Raw genomic sequence first — 20373 nt, forward strand, 5'->3', positions numbered from 1 at the left:
TTCAACTCGGGTGTGGCCCGGGGTGGGCCGGAGTAGGGTGTGCGGGTCCACGAGGGGAGGGTGGTGTGACGCGACCGCGCCGGGAGGCCGCCGTGCTGGTCTTCGACGCCGACGACACGCTCTGGGAGAACAACGTCCTCTTCGAGCGGGTGATCGACGACTTCCTCACCTGGCTCGACCACCCCACCCTGGACCGGACGCAGATCCGGGCGGGGCTCGACGACATCGAGCGGGCCAACGCCGTGGCGCACGGCTACGGCAGCAAGGTGTTCCTGCGCAGCCTGGGCGAGTGCCTGGAGAAGCTGCGCGAACGTCCGGCCACCGGGCCGGAACGCGCCGAGATCGAGCAGCTCGCGGCGGCGCTGGTCGGGCACCAGGTCGAGTTGATGCCGGGCGTGGCGGAGACGCTGGACGACCTGGCGACCCGCCACGACCTGCTGCTGCTGACCAAGGGCGAGCGGGAGGAGCAGCAGCGCAAGCTCGACGCCTGCGGGCTGCTGCACCACTTCCGGGCGGCGCACATCGTGGCGGAGAAGGACGCGGACACCTACCGGTGGCTGGCTCGCCAACACGCGTTCGACCCGACGGCGGCGTGGATGATCGGCAACTCCCCGCGCTCGGACATCCTGCCCGCGCGCGCCGCCGGGATGAACGCCGTCTTCATCCCGAACGAGAACACCTGGGTGCTGGAGCACGAGGAACTCGACCCGACCGACCCCGGGGTGATTCGGCTGGCCACGTTCCCGGACCTGGTCCGGCACTTCTGACCCGGCCGGTAACGTCCGACAGGTGCCGCTCACCTTCCCGTCGCACCTCGCGCCGGTGCTGCCGCTGAAGCGGTGGCGGCCGCACTGGTTCGACGGGGTGGCGCTGGCCACCGGCGCGGTGGCGCCGGACGTCGCCTACCTGTTCAGCGGCACCCGCCTCGACCTCGGCCTGCGCACGCACACGCTGGGCGGGCTGCTCTGGTGGTGCCTGCCGGTCGCGCTCGCGTACGCCTGGATCGTCCGCCGGGTGGTCGCCGGCATCGCCGCGCACCTGCCCGCGCCGAGGTTCTTCGGCTGGCCGCAGTACGCCGCGTTGGCCGGCGTGCGGCATCCCTGGCAGGTCACCGTCTGCTCGGCCCTGATCGGCGCGTTCAGCCACGTCGCGTGGGACCGGATCAGCCACACCGAGCGCCTGCCCCGCCTGTTCGGCGTCGCCGACTTCCACGCCCTGACCGGGATGTACTGGTGGCAGTTCGCGGACGTGTTCGCCAGCCTCGGCGGCGGCCTGCTGGTGGTCGTCCTGGCGCTGCACGACGCGCGTCGCGGCGCGATCTTCGACGGGGTGCCCCCGCCCGCGCCACCGACGAACCGGCTCGTGTTCTGGCGGGTGGCCCTGGCGGTCACCGGTCTGGGGGCGCTGCTGCTGCCCGGGCTGCCGGCGGCCACCATCCCCGCCCCGGCCGGCGTGCGGGTGCTGCACCTGGGGGCGCTGGCTCTCATCGCCGGTGCGGCGGCGGCCCGGTCCGCGCCGCCGCGACGGGCCGATCGCGGTCGGCGTCTCGAAGACGAACAGCGCCCGGTCGGCTGACCCTGTTACGTCGACATGCCGCATTTCGGCATTGACATCAATCACAACCGCAGGGGTGCGGTCGAAGCTTGTCCGACCTGCGCGGACCTGCCTAACCTGAGCCGGCGTCCACGCCTCGTCGGGGTGAGTCGGGGGCGCACCGGAGTCCGGTGGTGTGAGCACCGTGGAGCTGAGTGCGGGCAGACCGGCTCGCCGTGCGGAGCCCGGCGTGGGCGGCGTGCCACGCCCGTCGTGTTCCCACGGCGTAGACCGTTACCACGCCGGACGGCCGGGGTCAGGGCCGGGGAGTTGCGGACCCGGTCCTGACCCGTCCGGCCGACCGGAATCCGGGCGGGACGCCTCTGGTGCGCGCGCCGGTCACGGAGCGACACTGAGTCATGACACCTCAGCGCGTACCGCTGCTCGCCGGGCTGGTCGTGCTGCTCGCGGCGGCCTGCACCTCGACCGGCCACGACGGCGCGAACCCGGCGCCCCCGGCGACGTCCGCCACCGCGGCGCCGCCGGTCCCGACCGCCGCCGCGTCCCCTCCCGCGGCGACCACCCCACCCACCGCGACCGACCCGTCGGCGACCGCCGGTTCCTGGCGGGTGACCTGGGGCTGGGCGGTGCCCGGCTCGCCCGCCCGGGTGACGCATCCGGTGCGCGTCCCGGTGACCCCGGCCCCCGGCGAACCGCTGCCCGTGCTGGTGTCGGTGCAGACCGGCGACCACCCCGCGGAGGGGTTCAGCCGGATCACCTTCGCCTTCCGCGGGCCCACCCCCTCGTACCAGGTCGGCTACGTCCCGCAGGTGGTGACCGAGGGGCGTGGCGCGCCCGTCACCCTGCCCGGCACGGCGTACCTGTCGGTGCGGTTCGAACCGGCGCAGGCGCACGACGCCCGGGGCGGTGGGACGGCCGACGTGCCGCCGGCGGCGATCGGCTACCCGACGCTGCTCGGATGGGCGGCGGCCGGCGACTTCGAGGGGCACCTGAGCTTCGGGCTCGGCCTGCGGCCGCCGGACGGTGGGCGGTTGCCGGTGCGGCTAAGCGAGTCGACCCGGCCGGACGGCACCCACGTCGTCTCCGTCGACGTCCGGCGGGCCTGACCGCCGGACCCGCCGGTCGGCTCAGGTCTCGATGACGGCGCCGTTCTCGTCGATGCCGTGGGTCCGCCAGTAGACGTCCCACTCGTCGTCGACGTGCCGCGGCACCTTGTCCGGCGGGAAGCGCACGTACGGGGCGGTCGGCTCCTCCCCGTCGGGGAGACACGCCCGGCCGCCGCCCGGGCCGACCGCGATGACCGGGTACTCACCGTCGGCGCAGATGCTCTCCCGGTAGGAGCACCCGGTGGTGAGCATGAGCCCGCTCAGCCCGACGGTGGCGAGGACGACCACGATTCGAGTTCGCACGCGGAGAATTCTCGTCGCCCCGCGCGCGTCCGCCATCGGTACGCGTACTCACCTTCGCCGGTGGGACCGCCGGCTCAGCCGGCCTCGCCCCGGACGATCGCCACCGCGACCCGACAGAACTCGTCCATGTCGGGCTGGAAGCCGGCGGCGATGTCCGGGTGCAGGCCGGCGCGGGTCTCGTCGAGCAACCGACGGCAGACGTCCTCGACCGGCTCGCCCGCGTAGCTGGCACGGACCCGGTCGGCGGCCGCCTGCAGGGCCGAGGTCAGCTGATCCTCCAGCGGGCCGCGCAGCTTCTGCTGCACAGGATCGAGCCCGCTCGGATCGAGCGTGACATGTGGCTCCGACATCGGCGCTCCCTTCGTCGGCGTCCGCGGTACCCCACCGCGGGCGTCGGTCAAACCATCGTCGGTACGGCCGCGACCCGGACCTGGTAGGAGAACTCCTCCGCCGGCTCCTCGGCGTACGACAGCCGGCGGATCTGCCGGTCGTCGGCCCAGAGGGCGACGTCGACCAGCACCCCGAGGTGGGCGAGGCCGATGTTGGCCACCCGCTTCTTGTCCTGCAGCACCGCGCACACCCCGCCGAGCAACGTGCTGGCGTCGGAGGTGCGGTGCCCGGGCGGGCAACGCAGGGTCAGGTCCACCTCGATCGGACCGGCGAGCGGGGTCCACCCGGTGCGCTGGGCCGCCGTGCAGGCGGCCTGGAGCAGCGCGCGGACCCTCGTCGCCTGCCGGTGCCCGGCGGCGAAGATGGACAGGGCCTCGGTCTTGACCGGGGGCAGGCCGCTCACCTCGAACGTCAGGGCGAGAGCGCGGGTGTCCTGCACGACGGCACCTCCTCGGGGGGAATCCTGCCCAACCGGTACGCGAGCAGACGGCAGTTCCCGCGAGAACCAACCGATCGGGCGGGCGGTGGGGGACGGCCGGCGGCGTATCGACATCGGCGGCGACGCGCTGGCTACGGAGCTAGGGAAACGCTAGTCGAGTCGACTGACGCTGGGTAGTCTCCCCGCTCACGGAGTGGGACGGCGGTCAGCGGCGCGCGCGCTTCAGCTCGTGGAACGTCTCCAGACGCAGCAGCGGCAGCATCGAGTCCCAGATCGTCACGGCGTCCTCGACGCCGGGGACCTCGGTCAGGATCGGGCCGTGGATGCCCCGGCGGGCGTCCGGCACCATCAGCACCGGCGAACCGATGTCCGGCCCGGCCGAGGCGTACGCCAGGGCGTGCGACGCGTGGACCGCCTCGTCCCAGCTCTCGTCGTCGAGCGCCGGCGCCACGTCCGCCAGGCCGGCCGCGTCCACCGCCGCCGCGACGACGCGGTCGCCGAGCGGGTCGCCGGCGTCGTGGCTGCGCGTGCCCAGCTCCGTGTACAGGCGGCCCGCGTCGTGGTGGCGGCTCTGCGCGCGCAGCGCCTCCACCAGCCGCAGCACCCGCCCGGAGGCCGCCATCGCCTCGGCGTACTCGGGGGCGACCTGCCCGTCGTTGAGGATGGCCAGGCTGAACGCCCGCCACTCGACGCCCAGCCCGCGCGCCTCGGCGACGGCGACCAGCCAGCGGGAGGTGCGCCAGGTCCACGGGCACACCGGATCGAAGAAGAAGGTGGCGTCCATCACCCCAACCTAGGGCGGGGGGCGCCGGCCCGCAGCGCGGCGGTCACCGTCACGTGACCGTCATGTTTCGCTTCGTCGCAGGTCGGGCACGTTCAGCCGCACGAAACGCCCGGGGCGTCGGGCGGACAGGCCGGTGCCTCGACCGTCTCGCCGTGCGCCGGGGCACGGGTGACCTCCCCGGTTCTTCGCCGAAGAGAGGGGGAGGGTGATGACGACAGTCCCCGACACGGCCGCACGGCGGCCGGTGAGACGCGCGGCGGCCGCCGCCGCCGCGCTGGCGTTGGTGGCCCCGCTGGCCGCCTGCGGGTCCGGCGGCGACGGCGGCACGCCCACGATCAACCTGTACTACCCGCCCGAGCAGAACCTGCAGAAGGTGGTCGACGACTGCAACGCGCAGGCGCAGGGGCGGTACCGGATCTCCTACCGGGTGCTGCCGCGGGAGGCCGACGAGCAGCGGGTGCAGATGGTGCGCCGGCTGGCGGCGCAGGACACCGGCATGGACGTGCTCGGCCTGGACGTCACCTGGACCCAGGAGTTCGCCAGCGCCGAGTGGATCCGGGAGTGGACCGGCCAGGACAAGGCCGAGGTGGAGCAGGGCACGCTCGAGGGCCCGCTGGACACCGCCCGGTACGAGGACAGGCTCTACGCCGCGCCGAAGAACACCAACGTGCAGCTGCTCTGGTACCGGTCCGACCTGGTGTCGCAACCGCCGAAGACCTGGGACGAGATGATCTCCGCGGCCCAGCAGCTCAAGCAGCAGGGCAAGCCGTACCAGGTGCTCACCATGGGCGCCCAGTACGAAGGGCTGGTCGTCCTCTACAACACGCTGGCCGAGAGCGCCGGCGGGAAGATCCTCAGCGACGACGGCAAGAAGGCGGTGATGGACGCCGGGACCGTGCGCGCGCTGGAGCAGCTCAAGACGTTCGCCACCTCCGGCGTGACCTCGGCGTCGTTCAGCAACGCCGTCGAGGACCCGGTGCGGCTGGAGTTCCAGTCCGGCGGCGGCGCGTTCCAGGTGAACTGGCCGTACGTGTATCCGGCCCTGCAGGAGGCCGCCCCGGAGCTGGCGAAGAACGTGAAGTGGGCGCGGGTGCCGGGGATCGAGGCGGGCTCCCCGAGCAAGGTGACCATCGGCGGGATCAACCTGGCGGTCAGCACCTACTCGAAGCACCCGACCGAGTCGTTCGAGGTGGCCCGGTGCCTGCGCAACGCCGAGCACCAGAAGTTCTCCGCGGTCAACGACGGCGTCCCCCCGACCATCGAGGCGGTCTACGACGACCCGGAGATGGACGAGGCGTACCCGATGAAGGAAACCATCCTGGAGGAGCTGAAGGAGCCGGCGGTGCGACCGCTGACGCCCGCGTACCAGAGCATCTCCACGGTGATGTCGGCGATCCTGTCGCCGCCGTCGGCGATCCAGCCCGAGCAGACCGCCGACCGACTGCGCGGGGCGATCGCCGACGCGCTGGAGTCGAAGGGGGTTCTGCCATGAGCGTGAACGCGAGCCCGGCCGGCGCCGAGGCCGCCGTCGAGGCGGAGGAGTCGACCGGCCGGCACGCCGCCGTGCCGGCTCAGCGGGCCCGACGCGGCTCCCGCGCCCCGTTGAGCGAGAACAAGCGCGCCGAGCGGCGGCTCGGCTGGCTGCTGTGCGCGCCGGCCGCCCTGGTCATGGTGGCGGTCACCGCGTACCCGATCCTCTACTCGGTCTGGCTCTCCCTGCAACGCTTCGACCTGCGGTTCCCGGACGAGCGGCAGTTCGTCGGGCTGGAGAACTACGTCACCGTGCTGAGCAACGACTTCTGGTGGACCGCGTTCGGAGTGACCGCCCTGATCACCGTGGTCACCGTCGCGATCGAGCTGGCGCTCGGCATGGGCCTGGCGCTGATCATGCACCGGACGCTGGTCGGGCGCGGCATCGTGCGCACCGCGGCGCTGATCCCGTACGGCATCGTCACGGTGGTCGCGGCGTTCTCCTGGCGGTACGCCTGGACGCCCGGCACCGGCTACCTGGCGAACCTGTTCGACGGCAGCGCGCCGCTGACCGAGCGGGCCAGCTCGCTGGCGATCATCATGCTGGCGGAGATCTGGAAGACCACCCCGTTCATGGCGCTGCTGCTGATGGCCGGGCTGGCGCTGGTGCCGGAGGACCTGCTCAAGGCGGCCTCCACCGACGGCGCGACGGCGTGGCAGCGGTTCACCAAGGTGATGCTGCCGGTGATGAAGCCGGCGATCCTGGTCGCGCTGCTGTTCCGCACGCTCGACGCGTTCCGGGTCTTCGACAACATCTTCGTGCTCACCAACGGCGGCAACGAGACCTCGTCGGTGTCGATGCTCGCCTACAACAACCTGATCCGGGGCCTCAACCTCGGGATCGGCTCCACGATGTCGGTGCTGATCTTCATCACCGTGGCGATCATCGCCTTCGTCTTCGTGAAGCTGTTCGGCACCGCTGCCCCCGGCAGCGACGATGGGGAGAGGCGCTGACATGGCCGTGGAAACCACCACACGGGCGAAGCTGCGTTGGGGCGTGCTCGACCTCGTGGTCGTCGTCTTCGCGCTGGTGCCGGTGCTCTGGATCGCCTCGCTGTCGTTCAAGACCCCGGCCACGCTCACCGACGGCAAGTTCTGGCCGCGGGAGTGGACCCTCGACAACTACCGGACGATCTTCGACACCGACCAGTTCGTCCGGGCCCTGGTCAACTCGATCGGCATCGCGCTGATCGCCACCCTGATCGCGGTGGTGCTCGGCACGATGGCCGCGTACGCGATCTCCCGGCTGGACTTCCCGGGCAAGAAGCTGCTGGTCGGGGTGTCCCTGCTGATCGCGATGTTCCCGCAGGTGTCACTGGTGTCGCCGCTGTTCGAGATCGAGCGTCAGCTCGGCCTCTTCGACACCTGGCCCGGCCTGATCCTGCCGTACATCACGTTCGCGCTGCCGCTGGCGATCTACACGCTGTCGGCGTTCTTCAAGCAGATCCCGTGGGACCTGGAGAAGGCGGCCAAGATGGACGGCGCCACCCAGGGGCAGGCGTTCCGGCGGGTGATCGCCCCGCTGGCCGCGCCGGGCGTGTTCACCACGGCCATCCTGGTCTTCATCTTCTGCTGGAACGACTTCCTGTTCGCGATCACGCTCACCTCGACCGAGCGGTCCCGCACGGTCCCGGTGGCCCTGCAGTTCTTCACCGGCGAGTCGCAGTTCGAGGACCCCACCGGGGCGATCTGCGCCGCCGCCGTGGTGATCACCGTGCCGATCATCCTGTTCGTGCTCTTCTTCCAGCGCCGCATCGTCTCCGGTCTGACCTCCGGCGCAGTCAAGGGATAGGTGGTAACAGTGGCTGACATCGTGCTGGACAAGGTGAGCAAGCGGTTCCCGGACGGGACCACCGCGGTGCGGGACGTCGACCTGGAGATCGCCGACGGCGAGTTCGTCATCCTGGTCGGCCCCTCGGGCTGCGGAAAGTCGACCACCCTCAACATGATCGCCGGGCTGGAGGACATCAGCTCCGGTGAGCTGCGCATCGCGGGGCAGCGGGTCAACGACAAGGCGCCCCGGGACCGGGACATCGCCATGGTCTTCCAGTCGTACGCGCTCTACCCGAACATGACCGTGCGGGAGAACATGGCGTTCCCGCTGCGGCTGGCGAAGATGGACAAGGAGACCATCAACCAGAAGGTCGACGAGGCCGCCAAGGTGCTGGAGCTGACCGCGCTGCTGGACCGCAAGCCGGCCAACCTTTCCGGCGGCCAGCGGCAGCGGGTCGCGATGGGTCGGGCGATCGTGCGCCAGCCCAAGGCGTTCCTGATGGACGAGCCGCTGTCCAACCTGGACGCCAAGCTGCGGGTGCAGATGCGGACCGTGGTGTCCCGGCTGCAGAAGCAGCTCGGCACCACCACGGTCTACGTGACCCACGACCAGACCGAGGCGATGACCCTGGGCGACCGGGTGGTCATCATGCGCGGTGGCGCGGTGCAGCAGGTCGGCCCGCCGCAGGAGCTGTACGACAACCCGCGCAACCTCTTCGTCGCCGGGTTCATCGGCTCCCCGTCGATGAACTTCCTGCACGCCGCGGTGGAGGAGGGGCGGCTGCGCACCGCGCTGGGTGACGTGCCGATCGGCGAGCGGATCCGCCGCGAGCTGGAGGCCGGCGACGCGCCCCGCGAGCTGATCCTCGGCGTCCGGCCGGAGCACTTCGAGGACGCCGCGCTGATCGACGACGAGACCCGGGCCCGGGGCCTGGAGTTCGAGGCGCCGGTCGACATCGTCGAGTCGATGGGGTCGGACAAGTACGTCTACTTCACCGTCGAGGGGGAGCGGGCCAGCGCCGCCGAGCTGGAGGAGCTGGCCGCCGACGCGGGCGCCTCCGACTTCGCCGGGGCCGGGTCGAGCCTGGTGACCCGCCTGTCGGCGGAGTCGCCGGTGCGCGAGGGCGAGACCCGCCGGGTGTGGTTCAACCTGGAGAAGATCCACCTGTTCGACCCGGGCAGCGGCCGCAACCTGACCCTGCACGAGGGCCGGGCGGCCGGCGCGCTGGCCGACTGAGCACGCTCACGCGCAAGGGCCGGTGGCTTTCCGTCGCCGGCCCTTGCGCTGCCCGTCCCCGGCCCTCCTCCTTCTCGCAATCCTGTCGAATCACCGCGAAACAGGAACCACAACCCCAAGATCGTCGCAACCCGGGATCGGGGCGGGGCTGTCCGCCTCAAGAGCGAGCGCCGCGTTCCCAGGTCTGGTGTCGATGGCGCACCGCCCTGCGGCAATTCCGCCGATCATGGAGTTGTGGCACCTTGCAAACCGGGTCGGAAGGGTGTGAACCGGGAACCACAACTCCAAGATCGGCGGCCCGAGCGCGGGCGAAGGGGCCCGAGATCGGCGTGATCCGGGGTGGGCGGCGGGACGTTCGGCTGCCGCTCACCAGGAGTGGCGCAGCTCCAGCCCGAGGAAGCGGGCGTAGCCGGCCAGGGCCGCGTCGACCCGGGCGCGCAACGCGACGTCGAACGGCACGAGCTGCCGCACCGTCACGGTCACCGCGCTCTTGCCCAGCGTGCGCTTCCAGGTGCCGACCACCCGGCCGTCGCGCACGACCGTGGACTGGAACATCCCGTTGTTGCCGGGCACCACGGCGTCGGCGTGCGCCGGGTCGAGCATCAGCGAACGGTCCTTGAAGCCGAGCAGGTACTCGTCGAAACCGGGCAGCGTGTGCACGTCGTCGACCGGCGCGCGGGGCGCGTCGAGCAGCGCGGCGTCGACCACCGCCGCCTCGCCGTCGACCTCGACCGGCGCGATCCGGTCACCGGCCAGCGCGACGGCCCGGGTGGCGTCGGTGACGGTGAGCCCGCTCCAGCGGGCCAGCTCGTGCCGGGTCACCGGACCGTGGCCGCGCACGTAGCGGTGGGCCAGCATCGCCAGCGCCTCGTCCCGCTCCGGGCGGTGCGGGTCGGGCACCCACTCGTCGAGCAGCACGAACGTCTGCTCGGCGCCGACGTGCGGGGCGATGCAGGTGATGCCGCGCTGGCTGGCGTACCAGAGCAGGTGGTAGCCGCGCTGGCCGGAGGTGTCCAGCCCGGCGTCGCGCAGCGCGGCCAGGCAGTCGGTGCGGCTGAGCCGACCGCCGCCGGACAGCGCCTCGCCGAGCACGTCGCCGGCCTGGTCGCCGTCGGCGACGGTGAGCCCGAGCTGACGCCAGCGGCCGGCGACGGTGGCCAGCGCCCGCACGCCGGTGACCGCCAGCATCCAGTGCGCGTCGCGCGCCGGCACCAGGTGCACCGTGCCCCGCATCGGCCAGGTGCGCAGCGCCTCGCGCCGCTCCAGCGCCGCCCGCACGTCGTCCTGGGTGCGGCCGGGCAGGCGTACGCCGAGCGACCACAGCCCGCTGGCGGCGTCCTGTGCCTGCATGGCGCCGAACCACTCGACCACGTCGGCCACGCCCTCCGGTCGGGCGGTGGGGTGCGGGCGCAGCAGCAGGCTGGTCATCCGCAGGGCGAGGGCCTCGGCGCGGCTGAGACGTAAGGGCACGGGCGGCCTCCCGTCGACGGGTGGACGGTCAGCATAGGCCCGGCGTCCGACAGCACCGGGCGGACCGGACCGCCCCTGATCGCGCTGCGCCGGCCACGCTGCCGACGGAGCGCGATCCCCCGTTCAGGTTCCCGGCGCGGGGGCGGCGGTCGGCCGGCGCCGGTGCGACCAGGATCCCCGGCGCGCGCGGGCGGAAGGCCGGTTGCCCGCGGAACTTGCGCAAATCTTGAGCCGCGCTCAGTCCAGCCGTCGGTACATCACGAGCAGGTCGACGTACCCCTGGTCCGGGTGGCGGAAGCCCTCCGGCACCCGGCCGACCACCGCGAAGCCCAGCGACCGCCACAGCCGTACGGCCCGGGTGTTGCTGGCCACCACGGCGTTGAACTGCATGGCCCGGTAGCCGTCCGCGCGGGCGGCCGCCAGCACGTGCGCGGCGAGCGCCCGGCCGACGCCCCGTCCGGCGGCGGCCGGGGCGACCATGAAGCCGGCGTTGGCCACGTGGTCCCCGGGGCCGGCCTGGTTCGGCCCCAGCTTCGCCGAGCCGAGCACCGTGCCGTCCGGGTCCACCGCGACCACGGTCCGCCCGGGCGGCGCCGCCATCCACAGCGCGCGGGCCTGCTCCTCGGTCACGTCGCGCGGCCAGGTGTACGTCTCGCCCGCCGCCACGATCTCCCGGAGGAACGGCCAGATCAGCGGCCAGTCGGCGGCGGTCGCGGGGCGGATCTCCACCCGCCGATCATGCCCGCCCGGAGTTTGACGCGACAAGTAACGGGTAGTCGCCGGAGCTGACCCGAATCGAGGAGGAAACGTCTGATGGATGGCCAGGTCAAGGTCGCGGTGATCTACTACAGCGCGACCGGCATCACCTACCAGATGGCGCAGTCGGCGGTCGAGGCGGCCGGGGAGGCCGGCGCCGAGGTGCGCCTGCGCAAGGTGCGTGAGCTGGCGCCCGACGAGGCGATCCGCTCCAACTCGGGCTGGCAGGCGCACCGGCTGGAGACGCAGGACGTGATGGAGGCGCAGCCGGACGACCTGTCCTGGGCCGACGTGGTGATCATGGGCTCGCCGACCCGGTACGGCATGATCGCCGCGCAGCTCAAGCAGTTCATCGACACCACCGGCCCGCTCTGGGCGCAGGGCGCGCTGGCGGACAAGGTGTACACCGGCTTCACCTCGACCGCGACCTCGCACGGCGGCCAGGAGGCGACGCTGCTGTCGCTGTACACGGTCTTCTACCACTGGGGCGGCATCGTGGTGACCCCCGGATACACCGACCCCAGCCAGTTCGTCGCCGGCAACCCCTACGGCGCCTCGCACACCAGCAACAACGGCGAGGTCGCCCCGGACCACGTGGCCCTGGCCGCCACCGCGTTGACCGCCAAGCGGGCCGTGCTGATGGGCGCCGCGCTGAAGAAGGGCATGGCCGGCTGACCGACCCGGGTGGGCGGCCGGTGGCCGGACGGGGGCTCTCGAACCCGTCCGCGCCACCGGCCGTCCTTCGCCCTACCCCCGATCGGCCGCCCCATGCGCGCTCAGCGCCGGCCGGTCCAGCAGATGCCCGAGCAGGTCCGCCAGGACCGCCGTGCCGTCCTGGCTGAGCACCGACTCCGGGTGGAACTGCACCCCGGCGAAGCCGGCGCCGCGCAGCGCGTGCACCGCGCCGTCGCCCGGGTCGCGGGACAGCTCGACCGGGCCGTACGGGCCGGACACCCGGTCGGCGTCGGCGCGGGCGGTGAAGCTGGCGTAGAACCCGACCCGTCGGGTCACCCCGAACACCGGCACGTCCTGCGGCAGCCCCTGGTAGGGCGCGTCCCGGCGGTGCAGCGGCAGCCCGAGCAGCCCGGCCAGCAACTGGTGGCCCAGGCACACCGCCAGGGTCGGCCGGCCCGAGGCCAGCAGCTCGGCCAGGAGCGTCCGCAGCGCGGCCATCTTCGGCGCGGTCACGTCGCGCGGGTCGCCCGGGCCGGGACCGACCACCACCAGGTCGTACCCGTCGAGCGGGCCCGGATCCGGCCAGTCGCGCCGGCTGACCGACAGGCCGAGCGCGCCGAGCTGGTGGGCGAGCATCCCGGTGAACGTGTCCTCCCCGTCGACGATGAGCGCCCGGCGGCCGGCCAACCCGCGCAGCGCGATCGCTCCCGGCTCCCGCTGCTCCAGCCAGAACCGCGCCAGTGGGGTGTTGCGGGCGGCCAGCGCGGCCCGTACCTCCGGGTCGTCGGCGTGGCGGACGGCCGGCTCGACGCCCGGGTGCGGCGCCTCCGGGCCGAGACCCAGCGCGGCCAGCACACCGGCGGCCTTGGCGTGCGTCTCGGCCACCTCGCCGGCGGTGGTGGAGTGCCGGACCAGCGTGGCGCCGACCGGCACCCGCAGCGCGCCCTCGGGCGAGAACTCGGCGGTGCGGATGAGGATCGGCGCGTCCAGCGTCTGCCGGCCCTGCTCGTCGCGGCCGAGCAGGGCGAGCACGCCGGCGTAGTAGCGGCGGCCGGTGCGCTCGTGCCGGGCGATCACCCGGCAGGCGTTCTCCATCGGGCTGCCGGTCACCGTGGGCGCGAACATGGTCTCCCGCAGCACCTCCCGCACGTCCCGGGAACAACGCCCGGCCAGCAGGTACTCGGTGTGCGCCAGGTGCGCCATCTCCTTCAGGTACGGCCCGACCACCTGCCCGCCGTGCTCGGCGACGACGGCCATCATCTTCAGCTCCTCGTCGAGCACCATGTACAGCTCCTCCACCTCCTTCGGGTCGTGCAGGAAACGCAGCAGCGCGTCCCGGTCCACGGTCTCGCCCCGGTGCCGGAAGGTGCCGCTGATCGGGTTCATCTCGACCAGGCCGTCGGCGACGCTGACGTGCCGCTCCGGGCTGGCCCCGACCAGGATCCGGGTGCCGGTGTGCACCAGGAACGTCCAGTAGGCGCCGCGCTCGCGCACCAGCAGCCGACGCAGCGCGGCCAGGGCCGTGGCCAGCGGGTCGCCCTCCACGGTGGCCCGCAGGGTGCGGTGGATGACGAAGTTCGCCCCCTCGCCGTGACCGATCTCGTCGGCCAGCACCCGCTCGACGATCGCCGCGTACTCGTCGTCGGCGATGTCGAAGCCGGCGTCGCGGGTGCGCACCGGCGCGTCGGGCAACGCGTCCAGCACCTCGTCGAGCGGTATCCGCCGGTGCTGCTCGACCGCCAGGTATTCCAACGGCAGGCCGTCGTCCACGCAGTCGAAGCCGCGCTCGGTGATCTGTCGGAACGGCACCAGGGCGAGCGTGCGCGGGCCGGCCGCGCCCTCGGGCACGGGCAGGTCGGCGAGCTGGTCGGCGGTGCGTACCGGACCGGCGAACAGGTCGACGTGGTCGGCGCCCTCACGGCGGACGAGCGCGAAGGGGCCGGGGTCGAGGCCGGCGGCGACAGCGGCGAGCGGGTCGGACGGGCGGGTCATCGGGTCTCCTCGGTGGGCCGGTGGCCGCCGGTGAGGCGGCCCGGGTTGCCGGGGGAGACCGGCGGCCGCCTCGTGGGGCGGCCGCGTGGGGAAGCTACGCGCGGGGGTGGGCCGCCGGGTCGGCGGGCCACCAGCAGTTCGGGTGCGCGGGCATGGCGATCACTGTACGCGATCGGCCGGCGTCGGGGAACCCGATCGCGCGGGAGCGGGTACGGATCTTGGCTTCGCCGCCGGTCCCGCCGGGTAGGTTGACCGGCGATGGACATTCTCGCTCTGGACCTGGGCACCTCCTCGGTACGCGGGCTGGTGCTGGACGCGGACGCCGTGCCGCGCCCGGGCGCGCTGGCCCGTCGCAAGGTGCACCTGGCCACCGGCGACGACGGCACCGGGACGCTGGACGCGGCCACCTACCTGGCGTGCCTGGTCGAGTGCCTGGACGAGCTGGCCGCCGGTGGGCACCTGCGGCGGGTCGGCCTGGTGGCGACGTCCGCGCAGTGGCACTCGGTGCTGCCGCTGGCCGCCGACGGCACACCGTCCGGTCCGGTGCTGACCTGGCTGGACACCCGGGCCGCGCCGCCGGACGGCGACGGTGGTCCGGCCGACCCGGAGGACTACCACCGGCGTACCGGCACCTGGTGGCACCGCTGTTACTGGTCGGTGCGGCTGCCCTGGTTGCGGGAGCGGTGCGGGGACCGGACGGTGCGGTTCGCCGGGCTGGCCGAGTACGTCCTCGGCGAGCTGCTCGACACGGCGCCGATGTCCATGTCGCTGGCCTCCGGCACCGGGCTGCTCGACCTGCGGGACCTGGACTGGGACGCGGAGGCGTGCGCGCTGGCCGGCGTCCGTCCGGACCAGCTCCCGCCGCTGGCCCCGCCGGGCTGGCACGGCCGGCTGGGCCCCGGCTACGCGAGGCGCTGGCCGCAGCTGACCGAGGCGCGCTGGTCCGCGCCGATCGGCGACGGGGCCGCCTCCAACGTCGGGTCCGGCTGCGTCGACCCGTCGCGCGCGGCGGTCACCATCGGCACCTCCGCCGCGGTCCGCATGATCCAGGCGGTGCCGGCCGGTGCGGAGCTGCCGCCGCTGCCCGATGAGCTGTGGCGCTACCGGGTCGACCACGACCACGTCGTCACCGGCGCCGCGTACTCCAGCGGCGGGAACCTGTTCGCCTGGGCCGACCGGGAGCTGCGGCTGCCCACGGGTGCGGAGCTGGAGGCCGCGCTGCACCGGGCCGCCGCCGACCTGGTCGTGCGGGCCAATCCCCGGTTCGGCGGCGACCGGCCACCCGGGACGGCGCCGGCCGGTTCCGGTGAGCTGCGCGGGCTGAGCTTCGGCACCACCGCCGTCGACATCCTCGCCGCGCTGATGGCCGGCCTGTGCCGGCTCGTCGCCGACGACCTGGCCCAGCTCGAGGCCGGCGTGGGCGAGCCGATGGAGGTGGTGCTCGGCGGCGGGGCGTTGACCGCCTCACCCTGGTGGCGCGGGGCGTTCGCCGACGTGCTCGCCCCGCGTACGGTCCGGTGGCAGCGCAACCCGGAGATCGGGGCGACCGGCGCCGCGCTGGTGGCGCTCGGTCGGGTCGCCGAGGCGGTCGACATCGGCGGCATCGGCCGGACGGACGAGGGCGCCGCGCCGAACACGTGACCGCCCACCCGCCGCGCTGACCGTCCTGCTCATGCCGCCCGGGCGGCCGTTGACACCGCCTCCGGGCCTGGTTGGATGGACTCCGCTCCCCGCCGTGGTGGAGTCGGAACGAGGAGGCAAGTGTGGGCGCAGCTCCCGACCCGGCCCGCGGTGCGGCCCCACCGCCGCACCGGCGGCGCTCGGGGTACCGGCTGCGGGACTGGCGGATGGGCACCAAGCTCGCCACCGTCCTGGTGATCCCCACGCTGGCGTTCCTCGTCCTGGCCGGCATCCAGACCCGGGGGCTGGTCGGGCAGACCACGGCGCTGAGCGACTTCGCCCAGCAGGTCGGCATCGGCCGGCAGATCACCGCCGCGGTGGACCGGCTCCAGCAGGAGCGGGACCGTTCAGCCGGCGAGCTGGCCGCGTTGCGCCGCGCGGGCACCGGTGCCGACCGGGACGCCGCGGTCGCCGCGTTACGGCCGCTGCAGGAGGCCACCGACCGGGCGGTGGACGAGCTGCGCGTCGCGGCCGAGCCGCTGGCCGACGCCGACGCCGCCTGGCGGGTCTCCTACTCCGAGGCGCTGGAGGCGTACGACCAGGTGGTGAACATCCGGGCGGCGGTGCCGCCCGCGGTGCTCTCCAGCGACACCGTGCTCAGCAACTACCACCGGGCCGTGGCGGCGCTGCTCAACCTGCTGGCCGAGCCGTCGCCCGGCGACGACCAGCAGGCGTTGACCGAGTCCGTGCTGCGCTACGTGCAGCTGTCCCGGGTCAAGGAGCTGTCCTCCCGGATCCGCGGCGAGCTGTACGCGGCGTCCCGCGCCGGGCGGTACGAGCAGGACGACCAGGTGACGCTGAGCGACCTGCGGGCCCAGCAGCTCACCGCGCTGGGCGCGTTCCGGGTCGCGGCGACCGCCGAGCAGGTCCGCCGCTACGACCGGACCTCGGTCGACCCGGCCTTCGTCACGGCGACCCGGCTGGAGGAGCGGACCCTGCCCACCGGCGCGGCGGAGCCCGCGCTGCTGTCCGCGCCGCAGTGGTGGGCGGCCAGCGAGCAGCGGCAGGAGCTGTTCCGCCAGTTGGAGGGCGAGCTGCTCGACGACGCGGTGCGCCGGGCCGACGACGCCAGCGCCCGGCAGTTGCGCGAGACGCTGCTGGTCGCCGGCGGCATCGTCTCGGTGCTCCTGATCGCCGTGCTGATCTCGCTGCTGGTCGGCCGGTCCGTCGCCCGGGCGATGCGGCAGCTGCGCGGCCAGGCGCTGCGCATCGCGCAGGTGGAGCTGCCGCTCACGCTGGAGCGACTGCGCACGGTGGACCGGCCGGTGGGCGCGATCGACGTGCCACCGGCGGTGGTCGACTCGCAGGACGAGATCGGCGAGCTGGCGGAGGCGTTCGTGGCGGTGCACCGCAGTGCCGTCGACGTCGCGGTCGAGCAGGCGATGATGCGCCGCAACGTCAACGCCATGTTCGTCAACCTGGCCCGGCGCAGCCAGGTGCTGGTCGAGCGGCAGCTGGAGCTGCTCGACGACCTGGAACGCGAGGAGAGCGACCCGGAGCAGCTGGAGAACCTGTTCAAGCTCGACCACCTCGCCGCCCGCATGCGCCGCAACGACGAGAGCCTGCTGGTGCTCGCCGGCACCGAGTCCACGCGACGGTGGAACCGCCCGGTGGGGCTGGGCGCGGTGCTGCTCGCGGCGAGCGCGGAGATCGAGCAGTATCAGCGGGTCCGCCACCAGAACCGCACCGACCTGCACGTGGTCGGGCACGCCGTGGGCGACCTGGTGCACCTGTTCGCCGAGCTGCTGGAGAACGCCACCGCGTTCTCCCGCCCGGAGACCGTGGTACGGGTGGTGGTCGAGGCGGACGGCCCGGGCGCGCTGGTGGAGATCGTCGACCTGGGGCTCGGTATGAGCCCGGGCGCGCTGGCCGAGGCGAACGCCGTGCTGGCCGAGCCGCCGGCCGCCGACGTGGGCGCCTCGGAGCGGATGGGCCTGTTCGTGGTGAGCCACCTGGGCGCCCGGCACGGCGTGCGGGTCCAGCTGCGCCCCGGCCGGGAGGGCCTGGTCACCCGGGTCCGGATCCCGGCCCACCTGCTGGCCGAGGCCCCCGCCCCCGGGCTGGAGCCGCCCGCGCCGGCGCGGATGCTGACCAGCCAGGTGGCCGCGGCGTCCCGGGCGTTGGGCGCGGCCACCGCCGAGCTGCCGGTGGCCGGGCGGCACCCGGTGCCGCAGCCGGGCCCGCCGGCGGCGCTGCCGGTGTCGCCGCTGACCGGCCGGCCGCTCGGTGACGTGGCGGAGGCCGCGCCGACCGGCCCGCCGACGCCCACCGGCCCGCCCGCCGCGGTGCCCCGACCCCGTCCGGTGCCCGGCCGAGCGGAGGACGTGCTCACCCCGGGGGCCGCGGCGGCGGCCGGCGGCGGCTGGTTCAGCCGGCAGGGACCGACGTCGTCGGTGCTCGGTGTGACGCCGGCGCCGGCACCGACGCCGGTGACCGGGGGGACCAACGAGCGGGGTCTGCCGGTACGCGTGCCGATGGCCCAGCTCACCTCGGTCACCTCGGCCGCCCGCCCGGCCGTGCGGCAGGAGCCGGACCCGGAGGCGGTCGGCGGTATGCTGTCCCGCTTCTACGGCGGGGTGCGGCGGGCCGAGGCCGAGGAGACCACCGAGATGTATCTGCCGCGCGACGAAGGGGGACGACGACAGTGACGACGTTGAGCCAGGAGGCACGGGACCTGAGCTGGCTGGTGAACGCGTTCGCCGAGCGGGTCCCCGGGGTGGCGCACGCCGTGGTGGTGTCCTCCGACGGGCTGCTGGTGGCGATCTCCGCGCACCTGCCGCGCGACCACGCCGACAAGCTCGCCGCCGTGACCTCCGGCCTGATGAGCATCACCGCGGGCGCGGCGCAGATGTTCGACGGCGACGTCGTCAAGCAGACCGTGGTCGAGATGGGACGGGGCTACTTCCTCGTCATGCAGATCCGGGACGGCTCGATCCTGGCGACGCTGGCCGGCGCGGACGCCGACATCGGCGTGGTCGGCTACGAGATGGCCCGGCTGGCCAAGCAGGCCGGCGAGATGCTCACCCCGGCGCTGCGCGCCGAGCTCCAGCAGGCGCTGCCGCGCTGAGCTGCTACCACGCGTTGAGCGCGGGTGCCCGGCCGGCGGGTGCCGGCCGGGCCGTCCCGGTCAGAGGCCGTTGCGGCGGATCACCTCGCGGTACCAGTGGGCGCTGCGCTTGAGCACCCGCCGCTGGCTCGCGTAGTCCACGTAGACCAGGCCCCAGCGCTGGTCGTAGCCCTCGGCCCACTCGAAGTTGTCCAGCAGCGACCACACGTGGTAGCTCTCCAGCGGCACGCCGTCGCGGACCGCGCGGTGGGCGGCGGCGAAGTGGTCGCGCAGGAAGCTGACCCGGCCGGCGTCGTCGACGGTGCCGTCCGGGCCGGGGGTGTCCGGGCAGGGCAGGCCGTTCTCGGTGATGGTGATCGGCACCCGCCCGTAGTCGCGGGTGACCCGGGTCAGGATGTCGTACATGCCCTCGGGGTAGATCTGCTGCCACTCGGCCTCCGAGGTGGGCCACTTCCGCACGGTCCCGCCGCCGCCGGTGACGTAGATCGGGGTGTAGTACTGCACCGCGAGCAGGTCGACCGGGCTGGAGATGATTTTCAGGTCGCCGTCCCGGACGCCGCGGACCATCCGGCTGTCCGGCCCGAGGTCGGCCAGCACGTCCTGCGGGTACGCGCCCTTGAAGACGGAGTCGAGGTAGAGGCGGTTCTCGTAGCCGTCGTAGAGGCGGGTCGCGGCGGCCGCCTCGGCGCTGTCGTCGGCCGGGTAGCAGGGGTGCAGGTTGAGCGCCGGGCCGATCCGTCCGGACGCGCCGGAGGCGCGCAACGCCTGCACGGCGAGGCCGTGGGCGAGCTGGAGGTGGTGCGCCACCAGGTAGGCCGCCGCCTCGTCCCGGTGGCCGGGCGCGTGGTGACCCCAGATGTAGCCGTTCTGCACCACGGTCTTCGGCTCGTTGATCGTCAGCCACGCCGGCACCCGGTCGCCGAGCGCCCGGAACACGGCGTCGGCGTAGTCGGCGAAGCGCTCGGCGGTGTCGCGGTTCTCCCAGCCGCCGTCGTCCTGCAACGCCTGCGGCAGGTCCCAGTGGAACAGCGTGGCCATCGGCGCGATGCCCCGCTCGTGCAGCCCGTCCAGCAGCCGGCGGTAGAAGTCCAGCCCGCGCTGGTTGGGGCGGCCGGACCCGTCGGCCTGGATCCGGGGCCAGGAGATGGAGAACCGGTAGCTGCGCAGCCCCAGCTCGCGCATCAGGTCGAGGTCCTGGGCGTACCGGTGGTAGTGGTCGGCCGCGACGTCGCCGGTGTCACCGTTGCGGGTGCGCCCCGGGGTGTGGCTGAAGGTGTCCCAGACGGACTCGCCCCGTCCGTCCTCCTTGGCCGCCCCCTCGATCTGGTACGCCGAGGTCGCCGCGCCCCAGCCGAAGCCGTCCGGGAACCGTAGCCCGCCGTCCGGTTCGGCGTCGGTGTTGCGTTCGGGTGGGCTGTCGCAGCCGCTGACGGCGACGGCGGCGGTCCCGGCCAGGGTGGCGCCGGCGAGCCCGGTCCGGGCCGCGCCGGCGGCGGTGGCGGACAGGGCGGCGCGGCGGAGCAGGCGCCGTCGGGTGAGTAACGACATGGGACTTCTCCTCGAAGTGACGGGCCGCCCTGGGGCCGGGAGCGCTCCCAGCATAGGCCAGGGGCGGCC

Annotated in this window: 19 protein-coding genes; 11 read left to right on the forward strand and 8 right to left on the reverse strand. The window is 73.7% G+C overall.

The window, feature by feature from the left end:
* The first annotated feature begins 92 nt into the window (after positions 1 to 92).
* The 3 genes from CO540_RS29775 (at position 93) to CO540_RS29785 (ending at position 2660) form a co-directional block, all read left to right on the forward strand.
* Entirely contained in the window at positions 93 to 767 is a 675-nt protein-coding gene (locus CO540_RS29775; RefSeq protein ID WP_172968093.1) for an HAD family hydrolase, read from the forward strand.
* 22 nt (positions 768 to 789) lie between these two features.
* Positions 790 to 1575: a DUF4184 family protein gene (locus tag CO540_RS29780; RefSeq protein WP_099164467.1), complete on the forward strand. Its 786-nt coding sequence runs from the start codon at positions 790 to 792 to the stop codon at positions 1573 to 1575.
* Positions 1576 to 1952: 377 nt separating this feature from the next.
* A complete protein-coding gene (locus tag CO540_RS29785; RefSeq protein WP_099164468.1) occupies positions 1953 to 2660 on the forward strand; it encodes a hypothetical protein in 708 nt (235 codons plus the stop codon).
* A gap of 21 nt (positions 2661 to 2681) precedes the next feature.
* Here the strand turns inward: CO540_RS29785 and CO540_RS29790 are convergent, their stop codons facing one another.
* The 4 genes from CO540_RS29790 to CO540_RS29805 form a co-directional block, all read right to left on the reverse strand.
* On the reverse strand, positions 2682 to 2963 hold the full coding sequence (locus CO540_RS29790) for an SCO0607 family lipoprotein (RefSeq protein ID WP_253866287.1): 282 nt from the start codon (positions 2961 to 2963) through the stop codon (positions 2682 to 2684).
* 74 nt (positions 2964 to 3037) lie between these two features.
* Entirely contained in the window at positions 3038 to 3313 is a 276-nt protein-coding gene (locus CO540_RS29795; protein ID WP_099164469.1) for a hypothetical protein, read from the reverse strand.
* A gap of 47 nt (positions 3314 to 3360) precedes the next feature.
* Entirely contained in the window at positions 3361 to 3792 is a 432-nt protein-coding gene (locus CO540_RS29800; protein WP_091573521.1) for a hypothetical protein, read from the reverse strand.
* 205 nt (positions 3793 to 3997) lie between these two features.
* Positions 3998 to 4576, reverse strand: coding sequence for a DsbA family protein (locus CO540_RS29805; protein WP_099164470.1), 579 nt, complete (start codon positions 4574 to 4576; stop codon positions 3998 to 4000).
* A gap of 208 nt (positions 4577 to 4784) precedes the next feature.
* Here CO540_RS29805 and CO540_RS29810 point away from each other — a divergent pair, with 208 nt between their 5' ends.
* Genes CO540_RS29810 through CO540_RS29825 form a run of 4 tightly spaced genes read left to right on the forward strand, consistent with a single transcriptional unit; the run spans position 4785 to position 9116 of the window.
* On the forward strand, positions 4785 to 6068 hold the full coding sequence (locus tag CO540_RS29810; RefSeq protein WP_099164471.1) for an ABC transporter substrate-binding protein: 1284 nt from the start codon (positions 4785 to 4787) through the stop codon (positions 6066 to 6068).
* Positions 6065 to 7060: a carbohydrate ABC transporter permease gene (locus CO540_RS29815; protein WP_099164472.1), complete on the forward strand. Its 996-nt coding sequence runs from the start codon at positions 6065 to 6067 to the stop codon at positions 7058 to 7060. Before CO540_RS29810 ends, CO540_RS29815 begins: the two co-directional genes overlap by 4 nt.
* Position 7061: 1 nt before the next feature.
* Complete coding sequence (locus CO540_RS29820; RefSeq protein ID WP_099164473.1) at positions 7062 to 7898, forward strand: carbohydrate ABC transporter permease; 837 nt, start codon at positions 7062 to 7064, stop codon at positions 7896 to 7898.
* Positions 7899 to 7907: 9 nt separating this feature from the next.
* Positions 7908 to 9116 (forward strand): ABC transporter ATP-binding protein, encoded by a 1209-nt coding sequence (locus tag CO540_RS29825; RefSeq protein ID WP_099164474.1) that lies wholly within the window; start codon positions 7908 to 7910, stop codon positions 9114 to 9116.
* 366 nt (positions 9117 to 9482) lie between these two features.
* On the opposite strand, the gene CO540_RS29830 is transcribed toward CO540_RS29825, so the two are convergent.
* Both CO540_RS29830 and CO540_RS29835 read right to left on the reverse strand, forming a co-directional pair.
* Positions 9483 to 10586, reverse strand: coding sequence for a winged helix DNA-binding domain-containing protein (locus tag CO540_RS29830; protein ID WP_099164475.1), 1104 nt, complete (start codon positions 10584 to 10586; stop codon positions 9483 to 9485).
* A gap of 237 nt (positions 10587 to 10823) precedes the next feature.
* Entirely contained in the window at positions 10824 to 11315 is a 492-nt protein-coding gene (locus CO540_RS29835; protein WP_099164476.1) for a GNAT family N-acetyltransferase, read from the reverse strand.
* Positions 11316 to 11399: 84 nt separating this feature from the next.
* Between CO540_RS29835 and wrbA the strand changes: the two genes are divergently transcribed.
* A complete protein-coding gene (gene wrbA / locus CO540_RS29840) occupies positions 11400 to 12017 on the forward strand; it encodes an NAD(P)H:quinone oxidoreductase (protein ID WP_091573528.1) in 618 nt (205 codons plus the stop codon).
* Positions 12018 to 12089: 72 nt separating this feature from the next.
* On the opposite strand, the gene CO540_RS29845 is transcribed toward wrbA, so the two are convergent.
* Positions 12090 to 14009, reverse strand: a complete 1920-nt coding sequence (locus tag CO540_RS29845; protein ID WP_099164477.1) for an anthranilate synthase family protein — start codon at positions 14007 to 14009, stop codon at positions 12090 to 12092.
* Positions 14010 to 14267: 258 nt separating this feature from the next.
* On the opposite strand from CO540_RS29845, the gene CO540_RS29850 reads away from it, so the two are divergent.
* From CO540_RS29850 to CO540_RS29860, 3 genes are all read left to right on the forward strand, one after another.
* The gene (locus CO540_RS29850) at positions 14268 to 15650 is read left to right on the forward strand and encodes an FGGY family carbohydrate kinase (protein WP_099164478.1); all 1383 of its coding nucleotides are present in this window, start codon (positions 14268 to 14270) and stop codon (positions 15648 to 15650) included.
* A gap of 122 nt (positions 15651 to 15772) precedes the next feature.
* The gene (locus CO540_RS29855; RefSeq protein ID WP_253866290.1) at positions 15773 to 18337 is read left to right on the forward strand and encodes an ATP-binding protein; all 2565 of its coding nucleotides are present in this window, start codon (positions 15773 to 15775) and stop codon (positions 18335 to 18337) included.
* Between the two features lie 5 nt (positions 18338 to 18342).
* Entirely contained in the window at positions 18343 to 18756 is a 414-nt protein-coding gene (locus CO540_RS29860; protein ID WP_196806755.1) for a roadblock/LC7 domain-containing protein, read from the forward strand.
* A 60-nt stretch (positions 18757 to 18816) separates the two neighbouring features.
* On the opposite strand, the gene CO540_RS29865 is transcribed toward CO540_RS29860, so the two are convergent.
* Positions 18817 to 20304: a GH1 family beta-glucosidase gene (locus CO540_RS29865; RefSeq protein WP_099164479.1), complete on the reverse strand. Its 1488-nt coding sequence runs from the start codon at positions 20302 to 20304 to the stop codon at positions 18817 to 18819.
* Positions 20305 to 20373: the final 69 nt, after the last annotated feature.

The organism is Micromonospora sp. WMMA2032 (assembly GCF_002688545.1).
Lineage (GTDB): Bacteria > Actinomycetota > Actinomycetes > Mycobacteriales > Micromonosporaceae > Micromonospora > Micromonospora sediminicola.